The organism is Undibacterium sp. GrIS 1.2, from assembly GCF_040544435.1.
Classification (GTDB): domain Bacteria; phylum Pseudomonadota; class Gammaproteobacteria; order Burkholderiales; family Burkholderiaceae_D; genus Undibacterium.
The window spans coordinates 185,324-209,565 of record NZ_JBEONP010000001.1 but is presented as its reverse complement, the minus strand read 5'-3'; the positions used below and the strand labels follow the sequence as shown (position 1 = coordinate 209,565).

The 24,242-nt window shown below is 46.8% G+C and carries 16 protein-coding genes and 1 pseudogene; 14 read left to right on the top strand and 3 right to left on the bottom strand.

Annotated features, from left to right (window positions below; translation table 11 throughout):
• The first annotated feature begins 95 nt into the window (after nt 1–95).
• The 4 genes from AAKU61_RS00875 to AAKU61_RS00860 all read left to right on the top strand — a co-directional run bounded on the left by AAKU61_RS00875 (nt 96) and on the right by AAKU61_RS00860 (nt 8,282).
• Nucleotides 96–1,223, top strand: coding sequence for an efflux RND transporter periplasmic adaptor subunit (locus AAKU61_RS00875; protein ID WP_354328846.1), 1,128 nt, complete (start codon nt 96–98; stop codon nt 1,221–1,223).
• Nucleotides 1,224–1,234: 11 nt separating this feature from the next.
• Nucleotides 1,235–4,318 (top strand): efflux RND transporter permease subunit, encoded by a 3,084-nt coding sequence (locus AAKU61_RS00870; RefSeq protein WP_354328845.1) that lies wholly within the window; start codon nt 1,235–1,237, stop codon nt 4,316–4,318.
• A gap of 280 nt (nt 4,319–4,598) precedes the next feature.
• Nucleotides 4,599–5,909, top strand: coding sequence for a glycosyltransferase (locus AAKU61_RS00865; protein WP_354328844.1), 1,311 nt, complete (start codon nt 4,599–4,601; stop codon nt 5,907–5,909).
• A gap of 297 nt (nt 5,910–6,206) precedes the next feature.
• Nucleotides 6,207–8,282, top strand: a complete 2,076-nt coding sequence (locus tag AAKU61_RS00860; RefSeq protein WP_354328843.1) for an AI-2E family transporter — start codon at nt 6,207–6,209, stop codon at nt 8,280–8,282.
• 219 nt (nt 8,283–8,501) lie between these two features.
• Here AAKU61_RS00860 and AAKU61_RS00855 read toward each other — a convergent pair whose 3' ends face one another.
• Nucleotides 8,502–9,785, bottom strand: coding sequence for an extracellular catalytic domain type 1 short-chain-length polyhydroxyalkanoate depolymerase (locus AAKU61_RS00855; protein ID WP_354328842.1), 1,284 nt, complete (start codon nt 9,783–9,785; stop codon nt 8,502–8,504).
• A 336-nt stretch (nt 9,786–10,121) separates the two neighbouring features.
• Complete coding sequence (locus tag AAKU61_RS00850; protein WP_354328841.1) at nt 10,122–11,258, bottom strand: catalase family protein; 1,137 nt, start codon at nt 11,256–11,258, stop codon at nt 10,122–10,124.
• Nucleotides 11,259–11,428: 170 nt separating this feature from the next.
• Here AAKU61_RS00850 and AAKU61_RS00845 point away from each other — a divergent pair, with 170 nt between their 5' ends.
• The 4 genes from AAKU61_RS00845 to AAKU61_RS00830 all read left to right on the top strand — a co-directional run bounded on the left by AAKU61_RS00845 (nt 11,429) and on the right by AAKU61_RS00830 (nt 14,083).
• Nucleotides 11,429–11,701, top strand: coding sequence for a hypothetical protein (locus AAKU61_RS00845; protein ID WP_354328840.1), 273 nt, complete (start codon nt 11,429–11,431; stop codon nt 11,699–11,701).
• Nucleotides 11,702–11,729: 28 nt separating this feature from the next.
• Entirely contained in the window at nt 11,730–11,942 is a 213-nt protein-coding gene (locus tag AAKU61_RS00840; RefSeq protein ID WP_354328839.1) for a hypothetical protein, read from the top strand.
• A 58-nt stretch (nt 11,943–12,000) separates the two neighbouring features.
• Complete coding sequence (locus AAKU61_RS00835; RefSeq protein ID WP_354328838.1) at nt 12,001–12,270, top strand: hypothetical protein; 270 nt, start codon at nt 12,001–12,003, stop codon at nt 12,268–12,270.
• Between the two features lie 871 nt (nt 12,271–13,141).
• On the top strand, nt 13,142–14,083 hold the full coding sequence (locus AAKU61_RS00830) for a family 43 glycosylhydrolase (protein ID WP_354328837.1): 942 nt from the start codon (nt 13,142–13,144) through the stop codon (nt 14,081–14,083).
• Between the two features lie 135 nt (nt 14,084–14,218).
• Here AAKU61_RS00830 and AAKU61_RS00825 read toward each other — a convergent pair whose 3' ends face one another.
• Complete coding sequence (locus AAKU61_RS00825) at nt 14,219–14,473, bottom strand: hypothetical protein (RefSeq protein WP_354328836.1); 255 nt, start codon at nt 14,471–14,473, stop codon at nt 14,219–14,221.
• Nucleotides 14,474–14,675: 202 nt separating this feature from the next.
• Here AAKU61_RS00825 and AAKU61_RS00820 point away from each other — a divergent pair, with 202 nt between their 5' ends.
• The 6 genes and pseudogenes from AAKU61_RS00820 to AAKU61_RS00795 all read left to right on the top strand — a co-directional run bounded on the left by AAKU61_RS00820 (nt 14,676) and on the right by AAKU61_RS00795 (nt 24,204).
• Nucleotides 14,676–17,294 (top strand): TonB-dependent receptor, encoded by a 2,619-nt coding sequence (locus AAKU61_RS00820; protein ID WP_354328835.1) that lies wholly within the window; start codon nt 14,676–14,678, stop codon nt 17,292–17,294.
• Between the two features lie 150 nt (nt 17,295–17,444).
• A pseudogene (locus AAKU61_RS00815) lies at nt 17,445–18,797 on the top strand (MFS transporter).
• A gap of 95 nt (nt 18,798–18,892) precedes the next feature.
• The gene (locus tag AAKU61_RS00810; RefSeq protein WP_354328834.1) at nt 18,893–19,840 is read left to right on the top strand and encodes a glycoside hydrolase family 43 protein; all 948 of its coding nucleotides are present in this window, start codon (nt 18,893–18,895) and stop codon (nt 19,838–19,840) included.
• A gap of 44 nt (nt 19,841–19,884) precedes the next feature.
• Nucleotides 19,885–21,003, top strand: coding sequence for an aldose epimerase family protein (locus tag AAKU61_RS00805; RefSeq protein ID WP_354328833.1), 1,119 nt, complete (start codon nt 19,885–19,887; stop codon nt 21,001–21,003).
• A gap of 118 nt (nt 21,004–21,121) precedes the next feature.
• On the top strand, nt 21,122–22,009 hold the full coding sequence (locus tag AAKU61_RS00800; protein ID WP_354328832.1) for an SMP-30/gluconolactonase/LRE family protein: 888 nt from the start codon (nt 21,122–21,124) through the stop codon (nt 22,007–22,009).
• Between the two features lie 452 nt (nt 22,010–22,461).
• The gene (locus tag AAKU61_RS00795) at nt 22,462–24,204 is read left to right on the top strand and encodes an IlvD/Edd family dehydratase (RefSeq protein WP_354328831.1); all 1,743 of its coding nucleotides are present in this window, start codon (nt 22,462–22,464) and stop codon (nt 24,202–24,204) included.
• Nucleotides 24,205–24,242 lie beyond the last annotated feature (38 nt).

Genomic DNA, 24,242 nt, shown 5'->3' with positions numbered 1-24,242 from the left:
TCGAATTTTAATGAGATGTATTGAAGTGATATGAATTGAGTCACGCTTCTTAATCGTATTCGTGACCGGATTAGTATATTAAAGGGGAAGTATTCATGACAAAGCGTATGTTTATCATGCTCGGCTGTGTGGTGTTGTTGATCGTCGGTCTGGCGTTTGGCAAGTATCTACAAATTAAACAATTAATTGCCAGTGCACCTAAGGCGGGCGCGCAAACCGTGAGCGCCATAAAAGCAGAAACCTTAGAGTGGCAGCCGCAGATTTCTTCCGTCGGAACAGTCACAGCTTATCGTGGTGTGGACATCAGTTCCGAAATCGCTGGTCTGGTACGCGACGTAAAATTTAAGTCCGGTCAAAATGTAAAGCATAACGATATCTTGATACAGCTCAACGCAGATTCCGATATTGCACAACTGCGCTCTCTGGAAGCCTCAGCAGAATTATCTGCCACTGTCCTCAAGCGCGATCAGGCGCAACTGGCAGCAGAGGGTGTTAGTCAGGCACAAGTTGATTCTGATATGGCCGACTTAAAAAGTAAACGCGCTTTGGTCGCCCAACAAGCCGCCAACGTCGAGAAAAAAACTATTCGCGCACCATTCGCAGGTCGCTTGGGGATCAGCACTGTAAATCCGGGTCAGTTCGTTAATCCGGGTGACAAGTTAGTCAGCTTGCAGACGATTGATCCTATTTTTGTGGACTTCTTTGTGCCGCAAAAACAAATCGCCTCGCTGAAAGTTGGGCAAAGTCTTAAGCTCTTGAGTGATGCTTTTCCAGGTCAGGATTTCCAGGGACAAATCTCTTCTATCAATCCAAAAATCGATGTAGCAACCCGTAATGTTCAGGTAGAAGCAACCTTGAATAATCAAAAACAATTTCTCTTGCCGGGTATGTTCGGCAATGTGGCAATTGATGTCGGCGACAAAAATAAATTTATCACGTTGCCGCAAACAGCGATTACCTACAATCCTTACGGCTCCACTGTATTTGTAATTAAAGACAGCGACAAAAAAGATGAAAAAGGTGAGGTCGCTAAAGTCGCCCAACAAGTATTCGTGACGACCGGCGCTACTCGTGGTGATCAGGTCGCTGTATTAAAAGGGATAGAAGTCGGACAAATGGTCGTCACCAGCGGACAGCTTAAATTGAAGAATGGTACGCCAGTGCTGATCGATAATTCCGTGCAGCCAAAGAATAGTCCTAATCCAACTCCGCAAGAACACTAAGAGGAGTCAAGATGAAATTTACCGACATTTTTATCAAGCGTCCGGTACTCGCCATCGTCGTGAGTTTGCTGATTGTAGTACTCGGTATGCGGTCCTTGTTTAGCTTACCCGTCAACCAATATCCGCATACTCAGAATGCAGTCGTCACGATCTCGACGACATACTTTGGTGCTGACGCACAGACCATCGCTGGCTTTATTACGCAGCCATTAGAGTCCGCTATTGCGCAGGCGCAGGGAATTGATTATCTATCCTCCTCCAGTTCCAGCGGCGTATCAACAATTACCGCAACCTTGCGTCTTAACTACGATGCAAACCGGGCTTTGACTGAAATCAGCACCCAGGTTAATTCGGTTAAAAACCAGTTACCTGCACAAGCACAGCAACCAGTCTTGACCGTGCAAACTGGTCAGACGACTGATGCGATGTACATGGGCTTTTATAGCGATACCTTGCCAACTAATAACGTGACCGATTTTTTGATACGCGTTGTTAAACCAAAGTTAGATTCGATTGAAGGCGTACAAACTGCAGAGCTGTTAGGTGCCCGCCAATTTGCCCTGCGTGCCTGGCTGGACGCACAAAAAATGGCGGCATTCAGCGTTACTGCTGCCGATGTCAGTACTGCCTTAGCCTCCAATAATTATCTGACCGCATTAGGTGCATCCAAAGGTCAGATGGTGACAGTGCCTTTAACCGCCGGTACGGATTTACACTCAGTGGAAGAATTTAAAAAGCTAGCAATCAAGCAAAATAATGGCGCAATTGTCCGTCTGGAGGATGTCGCTACCGTCACTTTAGGGTCAGAAAATTATGACTTTAACGTCGCGTTTAGTGGTGTACGTTCGGTATTTATCGGTATCAAGGTAGCGCCGGAAGCTAACATCCTTGATGTCGCAAAACGCGTTCGTACCGCCTTCCCGGGAGTGCAATCGCAACTTCCATCCGGCCTTACCGGGCAAATCGTGTATGACTCCACCGAGTTCATTAACACCTCGATAGAAGAAGTAGTCAAAACGTTGTTAGAAGCGCTGTTAATTGTGACGGTAGTAATCTACTTGTTCCTCGGTAGTTTCCGCGCGGTGATGGTGCCTGTGATTGCGATGCCGCTGTCACTGATCGGTACTTTCTTTGTGATGCTGATGTTTGGCTACTCCATCAATTTACTGACCTTACTCGCGCTGGTGCTGGCGATTGGCCTGGTAGTCGATGATGCGATTATTGTGGTTGAAAACGTTGATCGGCACATGAAAGAAGGTAAGTCCATCATGGACTCATCGCTACTTGCTGCGCGTGAATTAGCTTCTCCGATTTTAGCCATGACCGTGGTACTGATTGCAGTGTATGTGCCTATCGGTTTCCAGGGTGGATTAACTGGTGCTTTGTTTACTGAGTTTGCCTTTACCTTGGCGGGCGCGGTTGCCATGTCCGGTGTGGTGGCGTTGACGCTATCACCAATGATGTGCTCCCGCTTCTTCAAGATGGAGCAAACCAACGGTCGATTCGCAAAATTGATTGACCACAATTTTGAAAGAGTCCGCGGCCGATATTTACGTATTTTGCATAGCTTGTTGAATACTTGGCCTGTGCTGATTGTGATGAGCGTGATTCTGATTTTATGCCTGGGCTTGATGTTTAAGATGTCGCAGTCTGAACTGGCGCCGGAAGAAGATCAGGGTATTGTCTTGTCACAAGTCGTCGGTGCGCCAACGGCTACATCCGATCAGATGCAAACCTATGCTGATCAGGTATTTAAAGTCGCGCATGACATGCCGGAATATAAGCAGATGTTCCAGATCACGGGTGTGCCAACGACTAATGCAGGTATTGGTGGTGTCTTGCTTAAGGACTGGAGCGCGCGCGGTCGCAGTGCCAAGCAAATCCAGCAAGACCTGCAGGCAAAGTGGAACAAGATTGCCGGTGCCAGAATCGCAGCCTTCCAATTTCCAGCATTGCCAGGTTCATCCGGTTTGCCGATTCAGTTTTTGATCACGACGACCGAGCCTTTTGAGAACTTAAACTCAGTTGCTCAGCAAGTGATGGATAAAGCTCGTACCTCCGGTAAGTTTTACTTCATGGACGTGGATTTAAAACTGGATAAGCCGCAAGCCACCTTGGAAGTTGATCGCGACAAAATTACTGCGCTAGGAATGACGCAGCAAGATGTCGGACAGGCATTGGGCGCGGCCTTAGGTGGTGGTTATGTAAATTACTTCTCCATTGCCGGCCGCTCGTATAAAGTGATACCGCAGGTGCAGCAGGTGGACCGGTTAAATCCAGACAATTTGCTTGATTTTTATATCCGTACACCAACCGGTAGCATGATCCCGGCAAGTACTGTCGCACACATTACCACCAGCATCGTACCAGAGGCGATTAACCGTTTTCAGCAATTAAACTCGGCAACCATCTCTGGTGTGGCAGGCGTATCGCAAGATGAGGCATTGACTTATCTGAGTGGCTTAGTCAAAGAGATCGCACCGGCTGGCTATACTGTAGATTACGCTGGCCAATCGCGTCAGTTCAAGAGCGAATCAGGCGGATTTCTTGTGACGATGGCGTTTGCGGTAATTATCGTTTTCCTCGCATTAGCAGCACAGTTTGAAAGCTTCCGCGATCCAGTCGTGATTTTGATCTCGGTGCCGTTAGCTTTATTTGGCGCGATGATTTTCATCTTCTGGGGCTTCTCGTCGGTCAATATTTATACTCAAGTTGGCTTGGTCACATTGATGGGACTAATTAGTAAGCACGGTATCTTGATCGTTGAATTTGCGAATCAGTTACGTAAAAAAGGCTTGAGTAAACGTGACGCGATTGAAGAAGCTGCAGGCGAACGTCTGCGCCCGATTCTGATGACGACAGCAGCGATGGTGTTCGGCGTATTACCTCTGGTAATCGCGTCCGGCGCAGGCGCAGCAGGTCGTCATGCGATGGGTCTGGTGATTTTTACCGGACTCTCCATCGGCACACTGTTCACCTTGTTTGTGGTGCCTGCAATGTATCTGGCGATCTCAGGAAAACATGTTGCTGAGACGCCTGCCGAGCCAGTGGATGCTAGCCACCGCGACGACAATACAGTACCAAAATTGGTGTAACTAATGGGTTTGCTCTGCTAGTTTTATCTGATATTTGTGCATTTAATTGTGTAGTTAATTTTGCAGTTAATTGTCTAGTTAAGCAGATGTCAAAAAGAACGAAGCAAAAAGGCCAATTAATAGCGAAAGCAATAGCGACACGAAGAACGAAAGTAAAGCAAAACCCACCTTTTAATCAAGGTGGGTTTTTTATTACATCACTTAGATTTCTATAAGCTGATTAGTATTAGTTTTGTGCCTGACAACAATTAATCAGATTTAATTTAAAGCGGACGCTCAATTGAAAATCGGTTTACAAACATGGGGTAGTGAAGGCGATGTTCAGCCATTTATCGCATTGGCGGCAGGCTTAGTGCAGGCTGGGCATGTTGTGACTTTGCTGGTGACTGATAATGAGGGGCGAGATTACAGCAAGTACTCTGAGCAGTTCGGATTTACGCTGATCAATGTTCTCAATACTAAGGAAATGTCGCCAGAAGTGATGGAGCAGCTTTGGCGAAAAATGATTGGTACGCGCAATCTGATCACGCAAACCGAGATGATCCTGAGTTTTGGATTTGATCCGGTGATGGAGCAGATGTTTGCTGCAGCAAAAGAGCTATGTGCCAATAATGATTTGGTGGTGGGACATTTTTTCTTGCATCCCTTACGAGCCGCTGCGGAGAAATCAGCGACACCAATTGTGACGATCAATCTTGTCCATAGTTTGCAGCCATCATCACATCTGTGCCCGGGAGGGTTCCCTGACTTTGGGGCTTGGAGTTATCCCTTTGCATGGAGAATAGTGCGCGTTATTCTGAATCATATTTTTTTGCCGCGAGTGAATGCGCTCAGGCTGAGAGAAAACCTGATTCCCAATACCGATGTCATCCAACAAAGCTGGGTATTTGAGCGATTGAATCTGATTGCGGTCAGCCCCAGCATTTTTCATGTGCCACCGGATTGGGAGGGCATGCATAGCGTTTGCGGCTTCCTCAACTTACCAAAAGGTTTACCGCAAGCTGCGTCACCGGCCGGGCTGGAAGAATTTATTGCTGCTGGAAACCCACCTGTTTATTTCTGCTTTGGCAGCATGATGATTCATCATTTGAATTACATCCAACAGACCATGGCGCTTTGGAATGAGGCGGTTAAGCGTGTCGGTTGCCGCGCTATATTCCAACTGCCTTGGGACGATTTGTCGGTGTTTGATTGCAATGAAAATGTCTTTAAGGTACAGCGTTCTACTCATCAAACGATCTTCCCGCGCTGCGCTTTGATCGTCCATCACGGCGGCTCTGGAACCACGCAGGCTAGCCTGCGCGCAGGGCGACCGTCAGTGGTAGTTGCTCATATCGCCGATCAATTTTTTTGGGGCGCAGAGCTACAACGACTTGGTGTCGCCGGACCAAAGTTGATCCGTAAGCGACTTTCTGCAAAGCGTCTGTCAGCCTCTATCGCCAAGGTGTTGGCATCGCCAGATATGGCAAACCGCGCAGCGGTAATTGCTCAGGCAATGGCGCAGGAGAATGGTGTGGACGTGGCCGTTAAATTGCTGGAGGCTTGTATCAGTCGGCCATCTTCTACAAGCGGTTTGGTCACTGAATCTTAGACGAGTAATTTAAGGCGAATGAATATACTCCTTATCTGTATATGTAGGTTGTCCATAAAATTATTGGTCAATAGGGCATATTTATAAATATTTATGGGGAGTATATGTTTGTGTCCTTAGATATTTGTAATCGTCCAACACGATTTATATCGCTATATCTTTGCTCAAAAGAATCATTGAGCGCGTATTTTTTGCGAATCGCCATGTACAATCTTTCGGGTACCTACCTCGCTTAATTTGTTCACATATTTGGATCATTAATTCAGATCACCGACAGGAACTACCTTGCTTAATTTCATGAACCCCAAAACATCGCCGGACAAGTTAGCCAAACTCGTTGGTGCGGCGACTGTGCTTGGTATGCTCTATTTTGGCAGAGAGTTTCTGATCCCGATTACCTTAGCTGTGATTTTAAGTTTGTTGATTGCGCCTCTTATCCGGCGTATGCGACACATTGGTTTTGGGCATGCGGCGTCTGTGATTGTGTCGGTCGTCACGCTCACGCTGGCGCTGAGTACTTTGTGTATTTTGATTGGCGTGCAGGTGATACAAATGGGTGCCAGCCTGCCAAAATATGAAGAGACCATCCGTGGCAAACTCCGCGCACTGGATCAGTTAACGCTGGGCAAACTGAACGCACTGACCGGACAGGCAGACCGGGTGATGGATGGTTTATCGGACTATTCAAAACCAGTTAGCAGCGCGCCAGAGAGTGTGGCTCTGGCAGAGACCCCGACTAAGGTCGCTAGTAATCCTAAGCACAGCAGCAACAGGGCTGCAAACAGCACCGCAGGTGGTTCCGCCAATACTGCAGCAAGCGCCGTGGCTAGTAGTGCAGTCAGTACTGGGCTGAATACTGGGCCTAATACTGGGCTGAATGCTGGAACAAATGCTGGAACAAATGCGGGAGAAACGACTACCGCCACTAAGAGCATTGCGCCGATACCGGTCGAAGTCCGCCCGCCACCCTTAAAGCCCTTCCAGCTAATAGAAAAAATATTTAACTCAATATGGGGACCAATCGAAACGACCGGTATTGTCTTTGTTGTCCTGATATTCGTCTTACTTGAGCACGAAGCCCTGCGGGATCGTTTTATCCGGCTCATCGGCAAGCATGATTTGCGCGAGACCACCATTGCAGTCAATGATGCTGGCGAACGGCTTTCTCGTTTTTTCTTATCCCAGTTTGGGGTGAATATTGCGGTGGGTTTGCTGATCTGGTTAGGGCTGAGCGTCATCGGACTTTCGCAAGCCCTGCTATGGGGTGCGATGGCCGCTATTTTGCGGTTTATCCCGTATGTCGGCATTTGGATTGCTGCGGTGTGCGCGACCTTGCTGGCCGCTGCAATCGCGCCAGGATGGTCGCTGGCGCTGATGACCATCAGTCTGTTTTTTGTAGTGGAGCTGGTGATTTCCCAATTGATAGAGCCGCATCTGTACGGACACACCACCGGATTGTCGCCATTGTCTGTCGTGATCGCGGCGATTTTCTGGAGCTGGTTATGGGGTCCGGTAGGTTTAATGTTATCCACGCCGCTGACGCTTTGTATGGTGGTCGCCGGGCGCTATATCAGCTCGCTGAATTTTTTAGAAGTATTGTTGGGCGAGATACCAGCACTCACCATGCCAGAAAATTTTTACCAGCGCGCCTTAGCGGGTGATGCACAAGAAATCATCGCCAACGCCCGTCGCTTCTTAAAGCGCAAATCGTTTAGCGCCTACTGCGACACGGTGTTAGGCCCAGCCTTGCATTTAGCGAAAATGGATTTTACTGACAGAGCGATTACCAAGGTCGAGCAAGTCAAAGTCAGTAACGCCATTGTGTCCGTGATCCAGGAGTTGGGCGAGAACCGAAAATGGTGGAAGCATTATTCCCGCAATTCCTTATTAGAAGGAATTAGCCTAGGACTGCAATTGCGTAGCCAGCGCGAACGGATGATCGGGCAGTGGCAAGGGCCGATCAATGCGCCCGCCGGATCGATCTTGCTGAGCATAGGATTAAGCAATACCGATGTACTGGCGGCAGAAATATTGGTCAGAGTTCTGCGTGCGCAGCATATTGACGCACGTCATTTCTCTATTGAGGAATTTGAATTGCCGCCGCCACCGGATTCCACCCCGGACATCATTTCTATGGTCTGTTTCGTCAGCACTGATCCGATCAAAGGCCATCAACATCTGGAATCCGCTGCCACTAAATTACGCAGTCAACTACCCCACGTAAAAATCGTAGCGGTCTTGCTAGCTAACCCGTTTGATGAAACCGAAGGTGTCTTGGAGCAAGTTGCCGGTGCAGATCAGATCGTCAGGTCTTACCAGGAAACGCTGCAAACTTGCCTTGAGGTGATGCCGGTGTCAAGTACCGTCAGCTAGCTTCATTCATAGCAGGTAGATTATTGTGTAGGATAAATACTCCAGGTGGGTATTTTTTGTTGTCCATATTTTTGCTCGTCAAAACGGCGATTTTTATATATTTTAGGGGGAGTATGTTCTTATTCCTCTATATTATTGACTTGGTTTGTGGGCATGATGGACTCAATCATTAATACATGCTCAGCGCAGTGTGATTGCTAAGGGGCGTTCTTTTTAGACTCAATTTTTGTACTGACTTAGTCGCAAAGATTGATGGCTCAAAAAAAACCGTAGCATTTCCCGCGATGCATCCGGTCCTTTTGCATCGGTATAACTCCCAGCTGGATTGCCGCCCGACCATGCATGACCTGCGCCATGGATCACCCAATGTTCTGCTACGGAGTGGCCATCACTATCGTAATAAGACGTTGTAGAGTAGGTATGACCGCCATCAGTTTTACCTGTTTGCACTGAGATATTTTGAGGCGACGCAGAATCGATTTCTATATTTTGGGCCGCGATATTTTGTTGAATCAGGTGTTCACCATTACTGGCGTTGACTGTGTGATCCTGATCACCGTGAAAAACAATCATCGGGATGGCCGTCAGCGCTGCTTCATCTAGTTGCTGGCAGTTGGCCTGAGAGCTGCCATTGCGCATGGCGGATAAAGCAGAAGGAACATTATTTGCCGATGCATACGGCAATCCAGAATGGACGCCAACAGCGGCATAAATATCTGGATAAAGTGTTGCCACAGTAACGGCCATTGCGCCGCCTGCAGACAAGCCTGCGATATACACGCGCGTCGTATCTACCGGGTAGTCACGGATAATGTCTTGAGTAATTCCCGCGATAATGGAGGGCTCGCCTTTGCCGCGTGACTGGTTGTCGGTCCTAAACCAATTCCAGCATTTTTGCGCATTAGCAGACTGAGTTTGCGCCGGATAGGCGACAATAAATTTCTGCTCCTCTGCCAGTAAATTCATTGCAGTACCCGTTGCAAAGTCGTCTGGATTTTGGGTGCAGCCATGCAGCATGATCAATAGTGGTAGCGGCTGATCATTGCTGTTACTGGGAATATAAATTTTGTAAGTGTGAGAGGGACGCGACTTAGTATGAAAGTGAATATGAGGCACAAGCTGGGGGTGAATTTGAGTCTGACCCTGTCCCCGTGTCTGATCATGACTTTCTTTAACATACGACTTAGTCAAAAACTCTCCCTCGGCAGGAAGATCCGTTGGCATCGCTTCGCTGTACGGCCAGGTTGAGGCTACTTTTATTCTATTACTCTCACGTAAATTTTTGACCGGTTTACTGATGTCGAAGTTACTGAAGCCAGGTGTTTTGGGTATTCGGGGTATGGTAGGTAGTGTCGGTAATTGGAACGGCGATAATTTCTTAGTTCGCTTCTGCACAATACGTTTAAAGGGCATGATTATTTTACTCAATCCCTTTGGGCTGGCGATGCGAAATAGTGTTGTGATTGTTTTTAATTGAGCAATCCAATTCTTGTTTTTACGCATGGTAATTCTCTGTTGATTTAGCGGGAAATTTTAATGTTCTCTGCAGGTACCGCTAGGGTGCCTATGGGATAGCTGGACTTCCAAGATAGCAAACACTACATCAACGAGATCGCGAGTCTTCACGACTATACAACTAATAGATAAACATGGCTCCAATAATCTGGAGCCATTAAAACGATGATCACAATATTCATTATCGATATCATCGTTATTATCCTTCGTGACTCAATAGTGCACTAAGCGCTCTTGTCAGACCGGTACATAAAAAATTTCCGGCGTATATAAATTTGGGTGGTGTCTGTTGGTTGTATCGTATGGTTTCTGCTTTCGTCATACCTAGAGCGGAGAATCATCCATATTTTTGGGCTCAGTCACGGCTAGTCTATTATGTTCTGCTCGGAATTTAGCCGACATCTCATACGCCGCTTTTCGGAGTCGCATGATAGAACCTAAAGGCCGGTGTGCAACAACGCCATGCCACGGACTAAACGACATGCCGTCATCAATCGCTTTTGAGCGGCCTTCACTCCAGGCGACCTGGGACGGTACCGATATGCGGGCAACGGTCAGGTAAGGACTGAGCTCTTCTGGCCAGGCCACAGAGGCATCTTCAATCGGCATTTTTTCTATGTCAGTACAAAGCTGTACTCGCAATTCCCATTCTGCATTGTTGTGCGCAAAGAAGTCGACTACTGCCTCACGCAAGCCATTCGGTTTGTCGTTTAAATCGACCACTGCGCCAGTTAGCTCCGTTAAGCCAGAAGACACCGGGACGACAGAAAATTTTGCCATGTAGTCGCCGAATAGAATCGGCACCTGACTAAAAAACGTTTCGCCTAAAATATGCGTTTCTGGATGACCGCCCAAGGCGATGATCGTACCGCTCTTTCCTCCGGCCGCTTCCAGCACTTTTTCTGTGCTTTGTAATACTGAGGACAATACCTTTTTCAAGCCTGGCGCTTTGTCGGTAGTCGATGCTAGTAATTTTAAGCTACCCAAAAATTCTTTCGCCCGTGGCGCTGCAAAAGTAGGGCTGCCGTTGACCAATAAAAAATCTTGAGTAACATCCTCCTCGCTACCTGCCAGCCGTTCTCCCTTGACCCCAATGAGTTTAATTGCCATACCGCGTGGTGTGGATACGGCATCGTCCAGTACATCACCTGGGATGGTCGATAATCTGATGACCACCGGCCATGTTCCGGGAGTAGAAAAAATACCTTGCGCCAGTACGGGCGGCAGATTGTCTACAACCGACATTTCCCCATGTAATAAGCCATGACTTTTTGCATGCACACTACGGGTAGCGTGACCTGAATCTTTGTAGGTGATGTCCGAAATATGTCGCAGCGTTTTGAGCAAACCAATTTGTGTTTCATCCTCTTCCTCTTCAGACATTTCATAGCTTGATTTATAAGGCAGGGGTGACGTTGGTGGAAAATTTGGTGGCAAATCCGGTGGCATAAGAGATGACATGGCAGACCCTTCGGTAGTTGTTAAGTCGGGTGCCGAGTTTATGGTTTAAGCCTAAACACAGTCTGTGTGTGACCGCACGTAAGCGTAATCGAGGTGGCAATTAAGTAAGCGTCCAACAGAATTTAGCGACGCTTACCAAGCAAAATAACAATCGCAGGAAAAAAGGACTTATGTGGGTTATCGAACCGATCTCTGCCAATAATCGGCGTAATTTCAAGTCAACTGTGACACGGTCAGAGCCAACCAGAAAAATGGAGAATCGTATGCATGCCCAAGCTGAAGCAAAAAATGAGAGCCTGATTTTTGATAACGAGGTCGATGAATTTAATATTGGGAAGCCATCTTGGACTGCGACGCTGGCGCGGGACATCGGTGCCGCTGCATTATCGCTGGTGTTCATCGTCTTGTTAGCGGGATTTTTACTTTCTCTTGGCTCAAATTAAAGGCTACGCTTTTTTTGAAGGAATGATGATGTCTACTAAAACACAATTTCATGAAACGCCCGAAGGTCTTTGGTTATGGCGAGTGTATGACTTCCATATTGATCCGCACTCTAAAAAAGAAGTTGAGGGCAAGTCCATCACCTCGGAAAAAACTTTTCATTCTGAGGCGGAAGCAAGTGAGGATCTGGCTCATTGGAGCAAGTCAACTGGCCCCTATTTGGGAAGAGTGCCAAATGCGTGATCCCGCTTTCTGTTTTACCCTATTTAATTAACATCGAAAAATTTTTATGGAGATGTACATGAGTGATGAATACTTAGATTTACAAGCAGCAGTGCAATACGATTTGTTCTCTCACGCTGATCAGCAGAGCCCGGTAGGCTATTTGTTAGACCGTGTTTATTACGCTGAACCTGGCGATCATCCGATGGAAACGCATACTGAGCATGGCCTTTTCTTTTATAAAAAGGCGAACCTTCAAAAACTCATGTACGGAACACCCGCCGGCAGATTGGAAGATAACGTCATTGTCAGTAATAACGGTAATCGCTACTACCTGAAAGCGCTTTAAAAGATTATTTTGCTAATCGGTATAAATGCCTTTGTATCGCATTTAATTGGGAGATAAGTTCGGCGAATACGACTAGGTGACACCGCGTAACGGTATCGTCCTTTTGTATTTTTCTGACTAGATTTTGATTGATACTTAGCTTGTGTTTGGTTTGTGCTTAATTAATACTCCCCATAAGTATATTTTATTGTCCAGGTAATTATTGGTTTATAAGCGATATTTTGATTTTTTTACGGGGAGTATGTTGATTTTTGCTATGAGTAAACAGCTAGCATGGCCGTAGAGCTAACCGGCAGGTAGTTGCTAACGATGACCGAAGCAGCCAATCTAGCCTGGAAATTTAAACTAGTAACTGAACTTTACAATTGAGCCATCAATCCAGATGTAGTAAAGATGTAATAAAGATGTAATAACTAAGCCCGTAAGAAAAAATCATTTCAGATCCTCTGGCAGAAGCCCCCTTCAATATTGCTATTTTGTTGCCGTAGATTGGCTCAATCAACAGCCTCCCAACGCCAGATACTAATCCCGCATTAAGCAAAATTGCCGTTGTAATGATAAGGCGGACTTCCTACGCAGATTAGCTAAGACTGTTTAAGCGGCGAGCATCTTTTGGTCGTAAAGCAATTCCATTTTTAAATTCATCCAATGACAGAAAAAACGTCACAGTAGTTTTAGCTATGGCTTCGCGTTGTAGCGTCAACTGGCAAGCCCAGATTGATACCCATAGCAATATGGATCGCCATAAAAAAGTGATTGGACGAGACATTCCGTTTATCGCAGTATAAATGTGGGAGACACCCACATTTGGCAAAAACGCCAGAGTAAATATAGTGCCAATTATATTTACATACATAAAATAGAGGCTACGATGAACAAGATAAATCGCATCAAAAAATGGTCGGTAATCGTCGGTATTATGCTCAGCAGTATCTTGCCAATATCCAGCGCACAGGCGGCGGCATGGACGCTGACCGGCGCAGTCGTGACGCATGATCCTAGTATGATAAAAGACGGTAACACTTGGTGGATCGTTGAAACCAGCGACATCGGTATTGGTGTCAAATACTCGCCTGACGGGCATGCCTGGACGCAAGGTGGCAGCATATTTGCTGGCGGCTTGTCGTGGTGGGGGCAGTACAACGGCAATTCTAAAGTCGTTTGGGCACCCGACATGCGTGTCTATAATGGCAAAGCGATTTTGTACTATGCCGTATCGACCTTTGGTTCGCAAAAATCCGCCATCGGCCTTGCCACCGCATCCAGTATTGCCAAGGGCGACTGGGTTGATAAAGGGCTTGTTTTGTCCTCCAAGAGTGGCGATGACTTTAACGCGATTGATCCAAATTTTGTAGTCGATAAAGCGGGGCAACCGTGGCTGACTTTTGGGTCTTGGTGGACTGGGATTTATACCAGCAGAGTTGATCCAACCACATTAAAGCCGATTGGTACCCGATACCACCTGGCCTCTGACAGTAGCGGGATTGAAAACGCCTTCATCATGATCAATGGTGGCTACTACTACCTGTTTGTTTCTAAAGGTACTTGCTGCTCAAAAGCCAACAGCACTTATCACATCTCGTATGGCAGATCGACTAGCATTACCGGCCCTTATCTCGATATGAGCGGTAACGATATGCTCAATTCTGGCGGTACTACCTTAGAGGCGGGCGGCGGTCGTTTTTTTGCTCCCGGCGGAGAGTCGGTCAGTAACGGTGTACTCGCCAGACATAAACTGGATAGTCAGAATAATTTCAATGGCGTCTTATTTTTAAACGATCTGTATTTCTCGAATGGATGGCCAACTTACTAATCTCTTCGCTATTTTGTCAGCGCTAGGTCAGGATCAGTTTCAGGCTTACGACGCTTCGTTGTGAGCCTGAAGCCCTTTACGATCATCATTTTTTGCTAACTCCTTCGCCACTCCTTCAAACCTGGCACGACATAATTACCAAGGATGATTGCATTGAGTGTTGCAGTTGGTAGCAGAAGTGTTGTAAATTCCCACGGCTTTTACACAGAATAAAACTATCTCGAGCGATGAGCTAATCTGTGCCGCTCTTAAATCGTGCTGGCTTACATCACCTCTTGCTTTGACAATATGTGCACAAATTGCGCCAAATTGCGCTGAATTTTTCTGGCGTGGCAATTTCCCTAGGCTTACAAGGGCAAGTTTGCCCTTTTTGGCGATGTGATCTGACATCGTTATAGCCAATCAATTCCGAAGTCGTGCTCTTAGCGAGCTTCTAGGTTAGTTCTTAAGCGAGTCCTGATATCGATATTGATATCGAAAACGCTAAAAAATTGATTGGAGAGATTTTTGTGTGCACCTTAAGATGAATTTAGAGCATGTAGATAAAAATGCCTGACTTTGAAGCACATAACTAAAAATATATTGGAGACGTATGAAACGTAACGTATCTGGCCCAGATATGGCCAAGCCTTATCGCCCTTTGGTTTTAAAAGTATCTGTGGCGGCACTCGCCAGTGTCGGGATACTGACCTGTGCTTCTGTCTGGGCGCAAGAAACTAAAGCAGTTGCTGCTGCTCCAGACGAGGGTGTCGTAGTGGTGGTCACCGGCGTACGCAAGTCGGCTGAAAGCGCACTGCAAATCAAAAGAAATTCAGATCAGGTCATCGACACCATTGTTGCCGATGATATTGGTAAATTCCCCGATACAAATGTTGCCGAGACTTTGGCGCGTGTGAGCGGGATTCAGGTTCGTCGTGATGCCGGAGAAGCCAATTCGGTATTGATACGCGGACTCCCTGGGATTGCTACGTTGTTAAACGGTAGAGAAATGTACACCACCAACGGACGCTATGTGAACTTGGCAGATATCCCGTCAACTATGTTGCAACGGGTCGATGTGTATAAATCCCAAAGCGCCGATTTGGTGGAGGGCGGTATTGCTGGTGTAGTGGATGTCCGCACCAACCGGCCTTTCGATTTTAAAGGTTACACATTTTCAGCTAATGGGCATTTGGAAAACAGCGATAAATCAAAATCCAATGACCCTAATGTCGGGATGATGGTATCCAATCGCTGGAAAACGGCATACGGCGAATTTGGTGCCCTATTCGGTCTGTCTTATGTTGAAAATAAGTACCAGGAAGAGCGTGCATTTAATACCAATCCAACTAGCCAGGGCCCTAATCTTACAGGTCCTTTTGTAATGGGTATTGAAGCCATTCCTGGTAATCGTCGCCGCTTGGCTGAGAATGTTGCCGTGCAATGGCGTCCTAATGCGGATGTTGAGTTGTACGCAGAGGGCATCTCTACCCGCTATAAAAATACCTTTGAAACTGACTTTTTTGTTGGGTTGCCATGGCTTGGTAATTCAGTGACGACTACGACGATTCCTGGTACAAATCAGGTGCAGACGATCTCTTCGCATAACACTTTTACTATCGACTCAACCCAGGCAAATAAGGCGGATACGCTGACACAGCAGTTTGCCGTCGGTGGCCGGTGGAATGCGAGTCCGGGCTTAAAATTTACTTCAGAAATATCTACTACCTCGAGCAAATACACTTGGGCTAATCCGATCCTGGATACCAACACCACGGTACCTAATGTCAATGTCAACACCAGCTTGAATGGCACGCCTAATTTTCAATACACGGGTATTGATATGAAGGATGCGAAAAATTTCTCTTTATTTCAATTATTTGATCGTTATGGTCGTGATAAAGGGGGCTCAACTGATTGGCGTGCGGATGGTTTTTATACGCCGGAGGCCGATGGTTTATTTAAAGAGTTTAGCGCTGGCGTCCGCGTCTCTAGCAGAACGGCTGAATCAATCAAATCATTTGAAGGTGGAGTAGGTGCGCCACCAGGTATTAATGCGGCCAGTATCAATGGCTTGAGCTGTGTATCGCCAGCCTTGGGCGGTAACTACGGCTTGGCGCAATGGTACACACCATGCGCTACTTTCCTGATCAATAATACGGCTGCGATTCGCAATGCGGTAACAGGCTCTTCCAGCGCGAAAGCACTCGATCCGGGATCAATGTTCCAGGACTCTGAAAAAAGCTATGCATTTTATGGAAAAACAAATGTTGGCTTCGACTTGGGTAGCGTGCCGGTCAGCGGAGTCATTGGTGTACGTATAGTTAAAACAGATGAGGAACTGCAAGGTAATAATTTGTTGACCGACGGTAGCTATGTTGCGACACAAAAAAGCAGTTCGAGTACAGATGTATTGCCGAGCATGAGTTTTAAATTTAATTTGCGACCAGATCTGATCGCTCGTCTGGCAGCAGGTAAAACGATTACTCGTCCAGATTTTGCGCAGCTCAATCCGGGGGCGGCTTATATAAATGCCGGCGTGACCGTCAATCCGACCGCGACAGGCGGTAATCCAGACCTAAAACCAGTAACAGGTCGCAATTTTGATGCCGCACTTGAGTGGTATTTTGCACCAGCGGGATCTGTCAGCGCGGCGGTTTTCCAGCATTATTTTGACGGCTATATTCTCAATAAAACACAAGCGGAAACTTTCGCGGGGACGGTATATCAGGTCACACGTCCTTACAATACCGACAGCGGACAATTGCAAGGTTTGGAAGTCGCGTATCAGCAGTTTTATGATAAGTTGCCTGGCTGGTTAGGTGGCTTTGGTTTGCAGGCGAACGTGACTTATATGGAAGGTAAAACGACCAAATCAGTTGACCCGACTTTAGTCGATAAGCCTTTCACTGGCTTATCAAAATTCTCTTATAACATTGCCGCTTTGTATGAGAAAAATGGCTGGTCTGGACGTTTGGCTTATAACTGGCGTTCTAAATTTGTGGATACTTATAATGCCTCTAATTCCGGTTTGGATTTGACGGTTGCACCGATATCGTCGCTGGATGGGTCGCTGAGCTATAAGATCACACCTAATCTTTCAATTACTTTAGATGGCAGCAATTTGTTGGACTTTAAGTACAGCGATTACTTTAGCAATCCTAATGTGTATCCGCGTGACACCCGCCGTTACGACCGCAGGATAGGTATAGGTTTGAACTGGAAAGGTTAATCTTTCAAAGCTAAACAGATAAAGGTCAAGAAAAAAACATAGGCACATTAACACCAGCAGGTGATTTCATCGGGGCATTGCTAAATAGCAGTAATGCCCCTTTTGGTTGAGACGAACATATAACTGGTACCTGTACCGGGCAAAAATTAAATGAATACTCAAAAATTATCGACAGTAGAAAAAGTAGGTTTTGGGGCAGGTGATATGGCCTTAAATGTAGTGATCTCATCAATGATGCTGATCATTACTTTTTTTTATACCGACATCTATGGTTTAAAAACTACAGACCTAGCTTTACTCTTTGTCTTGGTTAAGTTTGTCGGTGCGATTGCTGATTTAGGGATGGGGCAAATCACTGATAGATATACCAGCCGCGCTGGTCGCTACCGTCCTTATTTATTGTGGCTGGCTGTGCCCTATGGCGCCAGTGTATTTTTTGTGTTTACTACGCCTGAGTGGCAATACAGCGCCAAATTAGTTTGGGCGTATTCCACCTATATATTAATGACGGTGATGACGGCGGGGGTTGGGATTCCGTATATCTCCCTGGTGAGTGCTTTGACCAATGATCCTAAAGAGCGTTTATCGGCGAACGGATATCGACTGTTTTTTGCCAAAATCGGTGCGTTTATGGTGACAATTATTGTGCCTCTGCTAGCGCAAAAATGGGGCTCTGGTAATCCGGCAGTCGGCTACCAGGCTGCAATGGCGGTGATGGCAGTTATGGGTGTTGCTTTATTTTTATTCTGCTATTTCAGCACCACAGAACGGGTTTTACATGTTGTCGAAAAACAGTCTTTGTCTTCGCAGTTAGCAGTGCTGTTACGCAATGATCAATGGCTGATTTTATGCGGCGTCTGTGTCACGGGTACGGTGGGCTATGTAGTGCGCGGATCTGTGGCGATTTATTACGCCAAATACTTTTTGGGTGCCAACACAGAAACAGTCGCTGCTTTTTTATCTACCGGTGTCGTCGCAGCGATTTTATCGATGGTTGCTTCAACCTGGATCACTAAATTTTATTGCAAGGTAAAACTATTCCGTTATACACAAATCGCTGTGGCCTTGATCAGCGCATTGATTTATCTGGTGGTTAAACCCGGCGATATGGTTTTGGCTTTTGTTTTGTATTTTTTATTGTCCTTTATAGTGGATTTGCATGCACCTGTATTTTGATCGGCGATTGCAGAGACAATTGATTATGGCCAGGTAAAAACTGGTAAGCGGGTCTCTGGATTTGCCTTCGGCGGTATTTCAGTTTGTCAAAAGATCGGCATGGCAGTAGCGGGCGGCCTGGTCGGTATCCTGCTGAGCTATTTTAATTACCAGGCTAATCAAGAGCAGACTCCATTCGCATTGACTGGCATTGTTTTAATGTTTTCGGTGATCCCGGGCGTGTTCCATTTCATTATGGGATTGCTGATGTTTAAGTACCGTATTAATGACGACTACTACAGCGGTGTGAAAGATGAGATGCGTACTAAAGGCTATGTAGCAGCCTGAGGTATGAAGTCGAGAGATTGTTTTGAAATGAGATCAATGTATTGACGTCAGTTGCCGATTTTTTTGTGATCGCAATGTGACTATGGGAAATAACCGTGACTGAAAAATTACACCCTTTAATCGAGCAACGTGCCGACCCGCACATCTATCAGCATACCGATGGCTATTACTATTTTACCGCCTCAGTGCCGCAATATGACCGAATAGAATTACGTCGTGCCAAATCGATTGCAGAGCTGGCAAATGCGGAGACGGTCGATGTCTGGCATAAGCCAGATACCGGCTCTTACAGCGAATTAGTCTGGGCACCAGAGCTGCATTTTAATCAGGGTGCTTGGTACGTGTATTTTGCTGCGGCACCGAGCCGCGAGATCAAAGATAAATTGTTTCAACACCGGATGTATGCTATCCGCAATACCAATAGCAATCCCTTGCAAGGTGAATGGCAATTCATGGGGCAAATTGATACTGGTATCGATAGCTTTTGCCTGGACGCGACAACGTTTACTCATCAGGGTGTGTTGTATTACGTATGGGCGCAAAAAGATCCGGCGATTGAAGGTAACTCCAATATCTATATCGCTCCAATGAAAACTCCCTGGCAACTCGGCGGGCCACCGGTCATGCTCAGTAAGCCAGAATTTGATTGGGAAATCCGCGGCTTCTGGGTCAACGAAGGACCTTCAATGTTAAAACGTCACGGCAAGATATTCATCAGCTACTCCGCTAGCGCGACGGATGAAAATTATGCGATGGGATTATTATGGGCTGACGAGAATGCCGATTTGCTAGACTCGTCGGTATGGTCCAAAGCTAAAGAACCCGTATTCCAGACCTGCTACGAGCATGGAATTTATGGCCCAGGTCATAATAGTTTTACCTATGGTGCCGATGGTGAGACTGTCATGCTGGTATATCACGCACGTACTTATACCGAGATTATCGGTGACCCGCTCTGGAATCCAGACCGCCATACTTTTGTCAAACAATTGAAGTGGGATGCGAACGGGATGCCCTTGTTTGGTCGCCCCTCAGAGCCGTAACCATGAGTGTCAAATGTAATAAAAATAATGACGGAGACTTCGGCATGAGTGATAACCGCGAGATACCTTCCGTCAGTCAAAAAGTATTTGGACAACTACCAGACGGTAGGGATGCACAGCTATTCACTTTAACCAATAGCCAAGGCATGATCGTCAAAATTACCGACTTTGGCGGCATTATCACCGAGTTGCATGTGCCGGATAAACACGGTCAGTTGGCCGACGTGGCGCTAGGCTTTGATCATCTGGCGCCGTATTGCGATGTCTCTCCTTATTTTGGTGCCTTGATCGGTCGTTTTGGTAACCGCATTGCCGATGGACGTTTCGTGCTGGATGATGTCAGTTATCAACTTCCTTGCAATGATGGCGACAATCATTTGCACGGTGGTTCAGCAGGTTTTCATAGAGTAAAGTGGGATGCCATTCCCTTTGTCCGCAATGATGCACGAGGCGAAATTGCCGCGGTTGGCCTGACTTTGAGCTACCTCAGTGTCGATGGTGAGCAAGGGTATCCCGGCAATCTTCAAGTCACCGTCACTTACACACTAACTAATGCCAACGAACTGCAAGTGCTGTATCAAGCGGAAACGGATCAGGCGACGCCAATCAATCTGACTCAACATACTTATTTTAATCTGGCAGGAATTAGTGATAGCGTAAGCGATATTCTGGGTCATGAGTTAATGATCAACGCCGATGCTTATACCCCTGTGAATAGTGCACTGATACCTACTGGTAGCTTATTGTCTGTGGCAGATACTGCATTTGATTTTCGTACGCCTAAACTCATAGGCGCGAGGATTCAAGACGAGGATCAGCAACTGGGCTATGGCAGCGGTTATGACCATAATTATGTGCTGAATAAAAGTCGATCTAAAGAGTTTAGTCAAGAATTGAGTCTGGCTGCGCGTGTGCATGAACCCGTGTCTGGACGCGTACTGGAATTGTGGACGCAAGAACCAGGCATACAGTTTTATAGCGGTAATTTTCTGGATGGTTCATTATCTGGCAAGACAGCTAATTACGGTCATCGCAGTGGTTTTTGCTTGGAGCCACAACATTATCCCGACTCACCAAATCAGACTGCTTTTCCGAATACTATTTTACGGCCAGGTGAGGAATATGAAAGTCTTTCGGTTTACCGGTTTTCGGTACAAGACTGATCATCACGGCGAGTGAGGTGACTTCAGGCGAATCGCAAAATGGACTTATTAGCGAACTCGTTAGCGTACTAGCTAACAAACTGATTAACAGCTTAACGGTGAGCAAAAAATTGATCGCATGATGCAACTTAAAATAGACGCCAAGAACATATTAGGTGAATGCGTTCTATGGTGTGAGCGTTTTCAGCGCTTGTTATGGACCGATATAGAAGGCGCATGTCTCTGGTCCTATTATCCGGCCAGCGATGAGATTTTTCAGTGGGCTATGCCAGAAAGATTAGCTTGCTTCGCTTTAACCGATGACGATGATCAATTGTTACTCGGTCTGGCCTCCCGACTCGCTTATTTTCAATTTTCGACCTCGCTGATCACACCGGTTTGCGATGTGGAATCTGACCTCCCAACGACGCGTATCAACGATGGTCGCTGCGACCGTCAGGGGCGTTTTGTGTTTGGCTGTTTTAATCAAGCACCCGATGCGGCGGCGATCGGTAGTTTTTATCGCCTCAATACCGACCTAAGCTTAGAGCGTCTGCCTTTATCCCAAGCCGCAGTGGCGAATAGTATTTGCTTTAGTCCTGATGGCGGCACCATGTATTACTGCAACTCTCCTGACAAAGTTATTCGTTGCTGCAGCTATGACCCCGTCAGCGGCGCGATTTCGGAAGACCGATTGTTTGCAGACCTGAGCGATCAGCCTGGTGAGCCGGATGGATCAACTATTGATGCTGAAGGATATTTATGGAATGCGCAATGGGGCGGACGACGTGTGGTGCGCTACTTGCCGGATGGACAGATAGATAGGGTATTAGATCTGCCAGTATCACAACCGAGTTGCGTTACTTTTGGCGGGTCGGCGTTAACTGCGCTTTACGTCAGTACGGCGCGTGTTTCACTATCTGACACTGAGTTGGCATTTCAGCCGCAAGCGGGAGGTATTTTTCATGCTGAGCTGGATGATGCTCGTGGCATCCCAGAACAACGATTTTTAGGTAGACGTTTTTAGCTAGACATTCTTAGGGCTGTGCAGCTAGTCCTGTACTTTACCGTTTTCTATCGCAGATTATCGGTTATTGATCCGGCGTACTTCGATCGCACTGTTCAAAAATACCGATTTTCATGGTCCAATGATAATAAGGCTTTCCAGCTATTTTTGTCTTGTAAGCCACATAATCATTGGACGTCGGTAAGGTGTCTTTAGTTAGGACTTACGCAAAATTGCCGCAGCTGCGTTGTAGCGCCTAGTCGTATTAAAGACTTTCGTCGTCGCTACGCCTTGCTGGGACAATTTTGCATAAGTTCTATTAGTTCTCTTGATCACTTTATCGATACCAAATCGAATATCAATACTAAATAAAAAGTGATTGGAAAGGCATCGATGAACTCCGTATTATTTCTATATCGCTACCCAGCCGGATGAGACACATTGGGCTGGCAATATAAAAATAAGGAGTACGCATGTCTGAGACAAAAAAGAAAGTCGCGCTACGCTCGGCTGAGTGGTTCGGCACCCAAGATAAAAATGGTTTTATGTATCGCAGCTGGATGAAAAATCAGGGCATACCTGATCATGAATTTCAGGGTAAGCCGATCATCGGTATTTGTAACACATGGTCAGAATTAACGCCCTGTAATGCCCATTTCCGCCAGCTGGCAGAGCATGTCAAAAAAGGGATATTGGAGGCAGGCGGTTTCCCCGTGGAATTCCCTGTCTTCTCGAATGGCGAATCCAATTTGCGTCCCACCGCGATGTTAACCCGCAATCTTGCCAGCATGGATGTAGAAGAATCTATCCGTGGCAATCCTATGGATGCGGTGGTGCTGCTGGTTGGCTGTGATAAGACGACCCCTGCTTTGCTCATGGGCGCAGCAAGTTGCGACATCCCCACCATCGTTGTAAGCGGCGGCCCTATGCTCAACGGCAAGCTTAATGGCAAGAATATTGGCTCGGGTACAGCGGTCTGGCAATTGCATGAAGCTGTCAAAGCTGGCGATATTACGATGCATCAGTTCATGGCGGCAGAGTCCGGCATGTCGCGCTCTGCAGGTACCTGCAATACCATGGGGACAGCATCGACGATGGCCTGCATGGCCGAGGCTTTAGGTACCTCGCTGCCGCATAACGCCGCGATCCCTGCGGTCGATTCACGTCGTTATGTATTGGCACACATGTCCGGCATCCGCATTGTAGAAATGGTGTGGGAGGATCTACGTTTGTCCAAAGTACTGACGCGCGCTGCATTTGAGAATGCGATCCGGGTGAATGCTGCCATCGGCGGCTCAACCAATGCCGTCATCCATTTGAAAGCCATTGCCGGACGTATCGGTGTTGATCTGGAATTAGAGGACTGGACAACGATAGGCAAGGGCACGCCAACGATTGTTGATTTATTGCCGTCGGGGCGGTTTTTGATGGAGGAGTTTTATTACGCGGGTGGTTTGCCCGGGGCGATAAGACGCTTAGGTGAAGGTAACTTACTACCGCACAAAGATGCCTTAACCGTCAACGGAAAATCTCTCTGGGACAACTGTCAAGATGCTCCGGTGTATGACGACGAAGTGATCAGGCCATTGGTAAATCCTTTGATTGCAGATGGTGGAATTTGTATTTTGCGTGGCAATCTGGCGCCACGTGGTGCTGTCTTAAAACCTTCAGCTGCATCGCCACATCTGATGCAACATCGCGGTCAGGCAGTGGTATTTGAGGATTTTGATCACTATAAAAAACGCATTGTTGACCCCGATCTTGAGGTAGATGCAAATTCAATTTTGGTGATGAAGAACTGTGGTCCTAAGGGCTATCCTGGCATGGCCGAAGTGGGCAATATGGGTTTGCCGCCGAAGCTGCTGGCCCAAGGTGTGAAAGACATGGTGCGTATTTCAGACGCCCGTATGAGCGGTACTGCATATGGCACAGTCGTATTGCACGTGGCACCGGAGGCAATGGCGGGTGGGCCTTTGGGTATCGTTCAGGATGGGGATTGGATTTCGCTCGATTGCAGCAAAGGTAGTTTGAACTTAGATATTTCTGAATCAGAAATGACAGAGCGCTTGGCAACACGTGCCACCAACCAAGTTCCTACTGCCAAGAGCGGTTATCAGAAGCTCTACATCGATCATGTATTGCAGGCTGATGAGGGTTGTGACTTTGACTTTTTGCTGGGTAGTCGTGGCTCTGCCGTACCTAAACATTCTCATTAATATTCTTTATAAGCAATCTGTATAAGCATTCTCACCAA

Excerpts from the sequence above, each read along its gene's own strand:
- AAKU61_RS00875 (WP_354328846.1), top strand. The coding sequence starts at position 96 with ATGACAAAGCGTATGTTTATCATGCTCGGCTGTGTGGTGTTGTTGATC.
- AAKU61_RS00870 (WP_354328845.1), top strand. The coding sequence starts at position 1,235 with ATGAAATTTACCGACATTTTTATCAAGCGTCCGGTACTCGCCATCGTC.
- AAKU61_RS00860 (WP_354328843.1), top strand. The coding sequence starts at position 6,207 with ATGAACCCCAAAACATCGCCGGACAAGTTAGCCAAACTCGTTGGTGCG.
- AAKU61_RS00855 (WP_354328842.1), bottom strand. The coding sequence starts at position 9,785 with ATGCGTAAAAACAAGAATTGGATTGCTCAATTAAAAACAATCACAACA.
- AAKU61_RS00850 (WP_354328841.1), bottom strand. The coding sequence starts at position 11,258 with ATGTCATCTCTTATGCCACCGGATTTGCCACCAAATTTTCCACCAACG.
- AAKU61_RS00845 (WP_354328840.1), top strand. The coding sequence starts at position 11,429 with ATGTGGGTTATCGAACCGATCTCTGCCAATAATCGGCGTAATTTCAAG.
- AAKU61_RS00840 (WP_354328839.1), top strand. The coding sequence starts at position 11,730 with ATGTCTACTAAAACACAATTTCATGAAACGCCCGAAGGTCTTTGGTTA.
- AAKU61_RS00835 (WP_354328838.1), top strand. The coding sequence starts at position 12,001 with ATGAGTGATGAATACTTAGATTTACAAGCAGCAGTGCAATACGATTTG.
- AAKU61_RS00830 (WP_354328837.1), top strand. The coding sequence starts at position 13,142 with ATGAACAAGATAAATCGCATCAAAAAATGGTCGGTAATCGTCGGTATT.
- AAKU61_RS00825 (WP_354328836.1), bottom strand. The coding sequence starts at position 14,473 with ATGTCAGATCACATCGCCAAAAAGGGCAAACTTGCCCTTGTAAGCCTA.
- AAKU61_RS00820 (WP_354328835.1), top strand. The coding sequence starts at position 14,676 with ATGAAACGTAACGTATCTGGCCCAGATATGGCCAAGCCTTATCGCCCT.
- AAKU61_RS00805 (WP_354328833.1), top strand. The coding sequence starts at position 19,885 with ATGAGTGATAACCGCGAGATACCTTCCGTCAGTCAAAAAGTATTTGGA.
- AAKU61_RS00800 (WP_354328832.1), top strand. The coding sequence starts at position 21,122 with ATGATGCAACTTAAAATAGACGCCAAGAACATATTAGGTGAATGCGTT.
- AAKU61_RS00795 (WP_354328831.1), top strand. The coding sequence starts at position 22,462 with ATGTCTGAGACAAAAAAGAAAGTCGCGCTACGCTCGGCTGAGTGGTTC.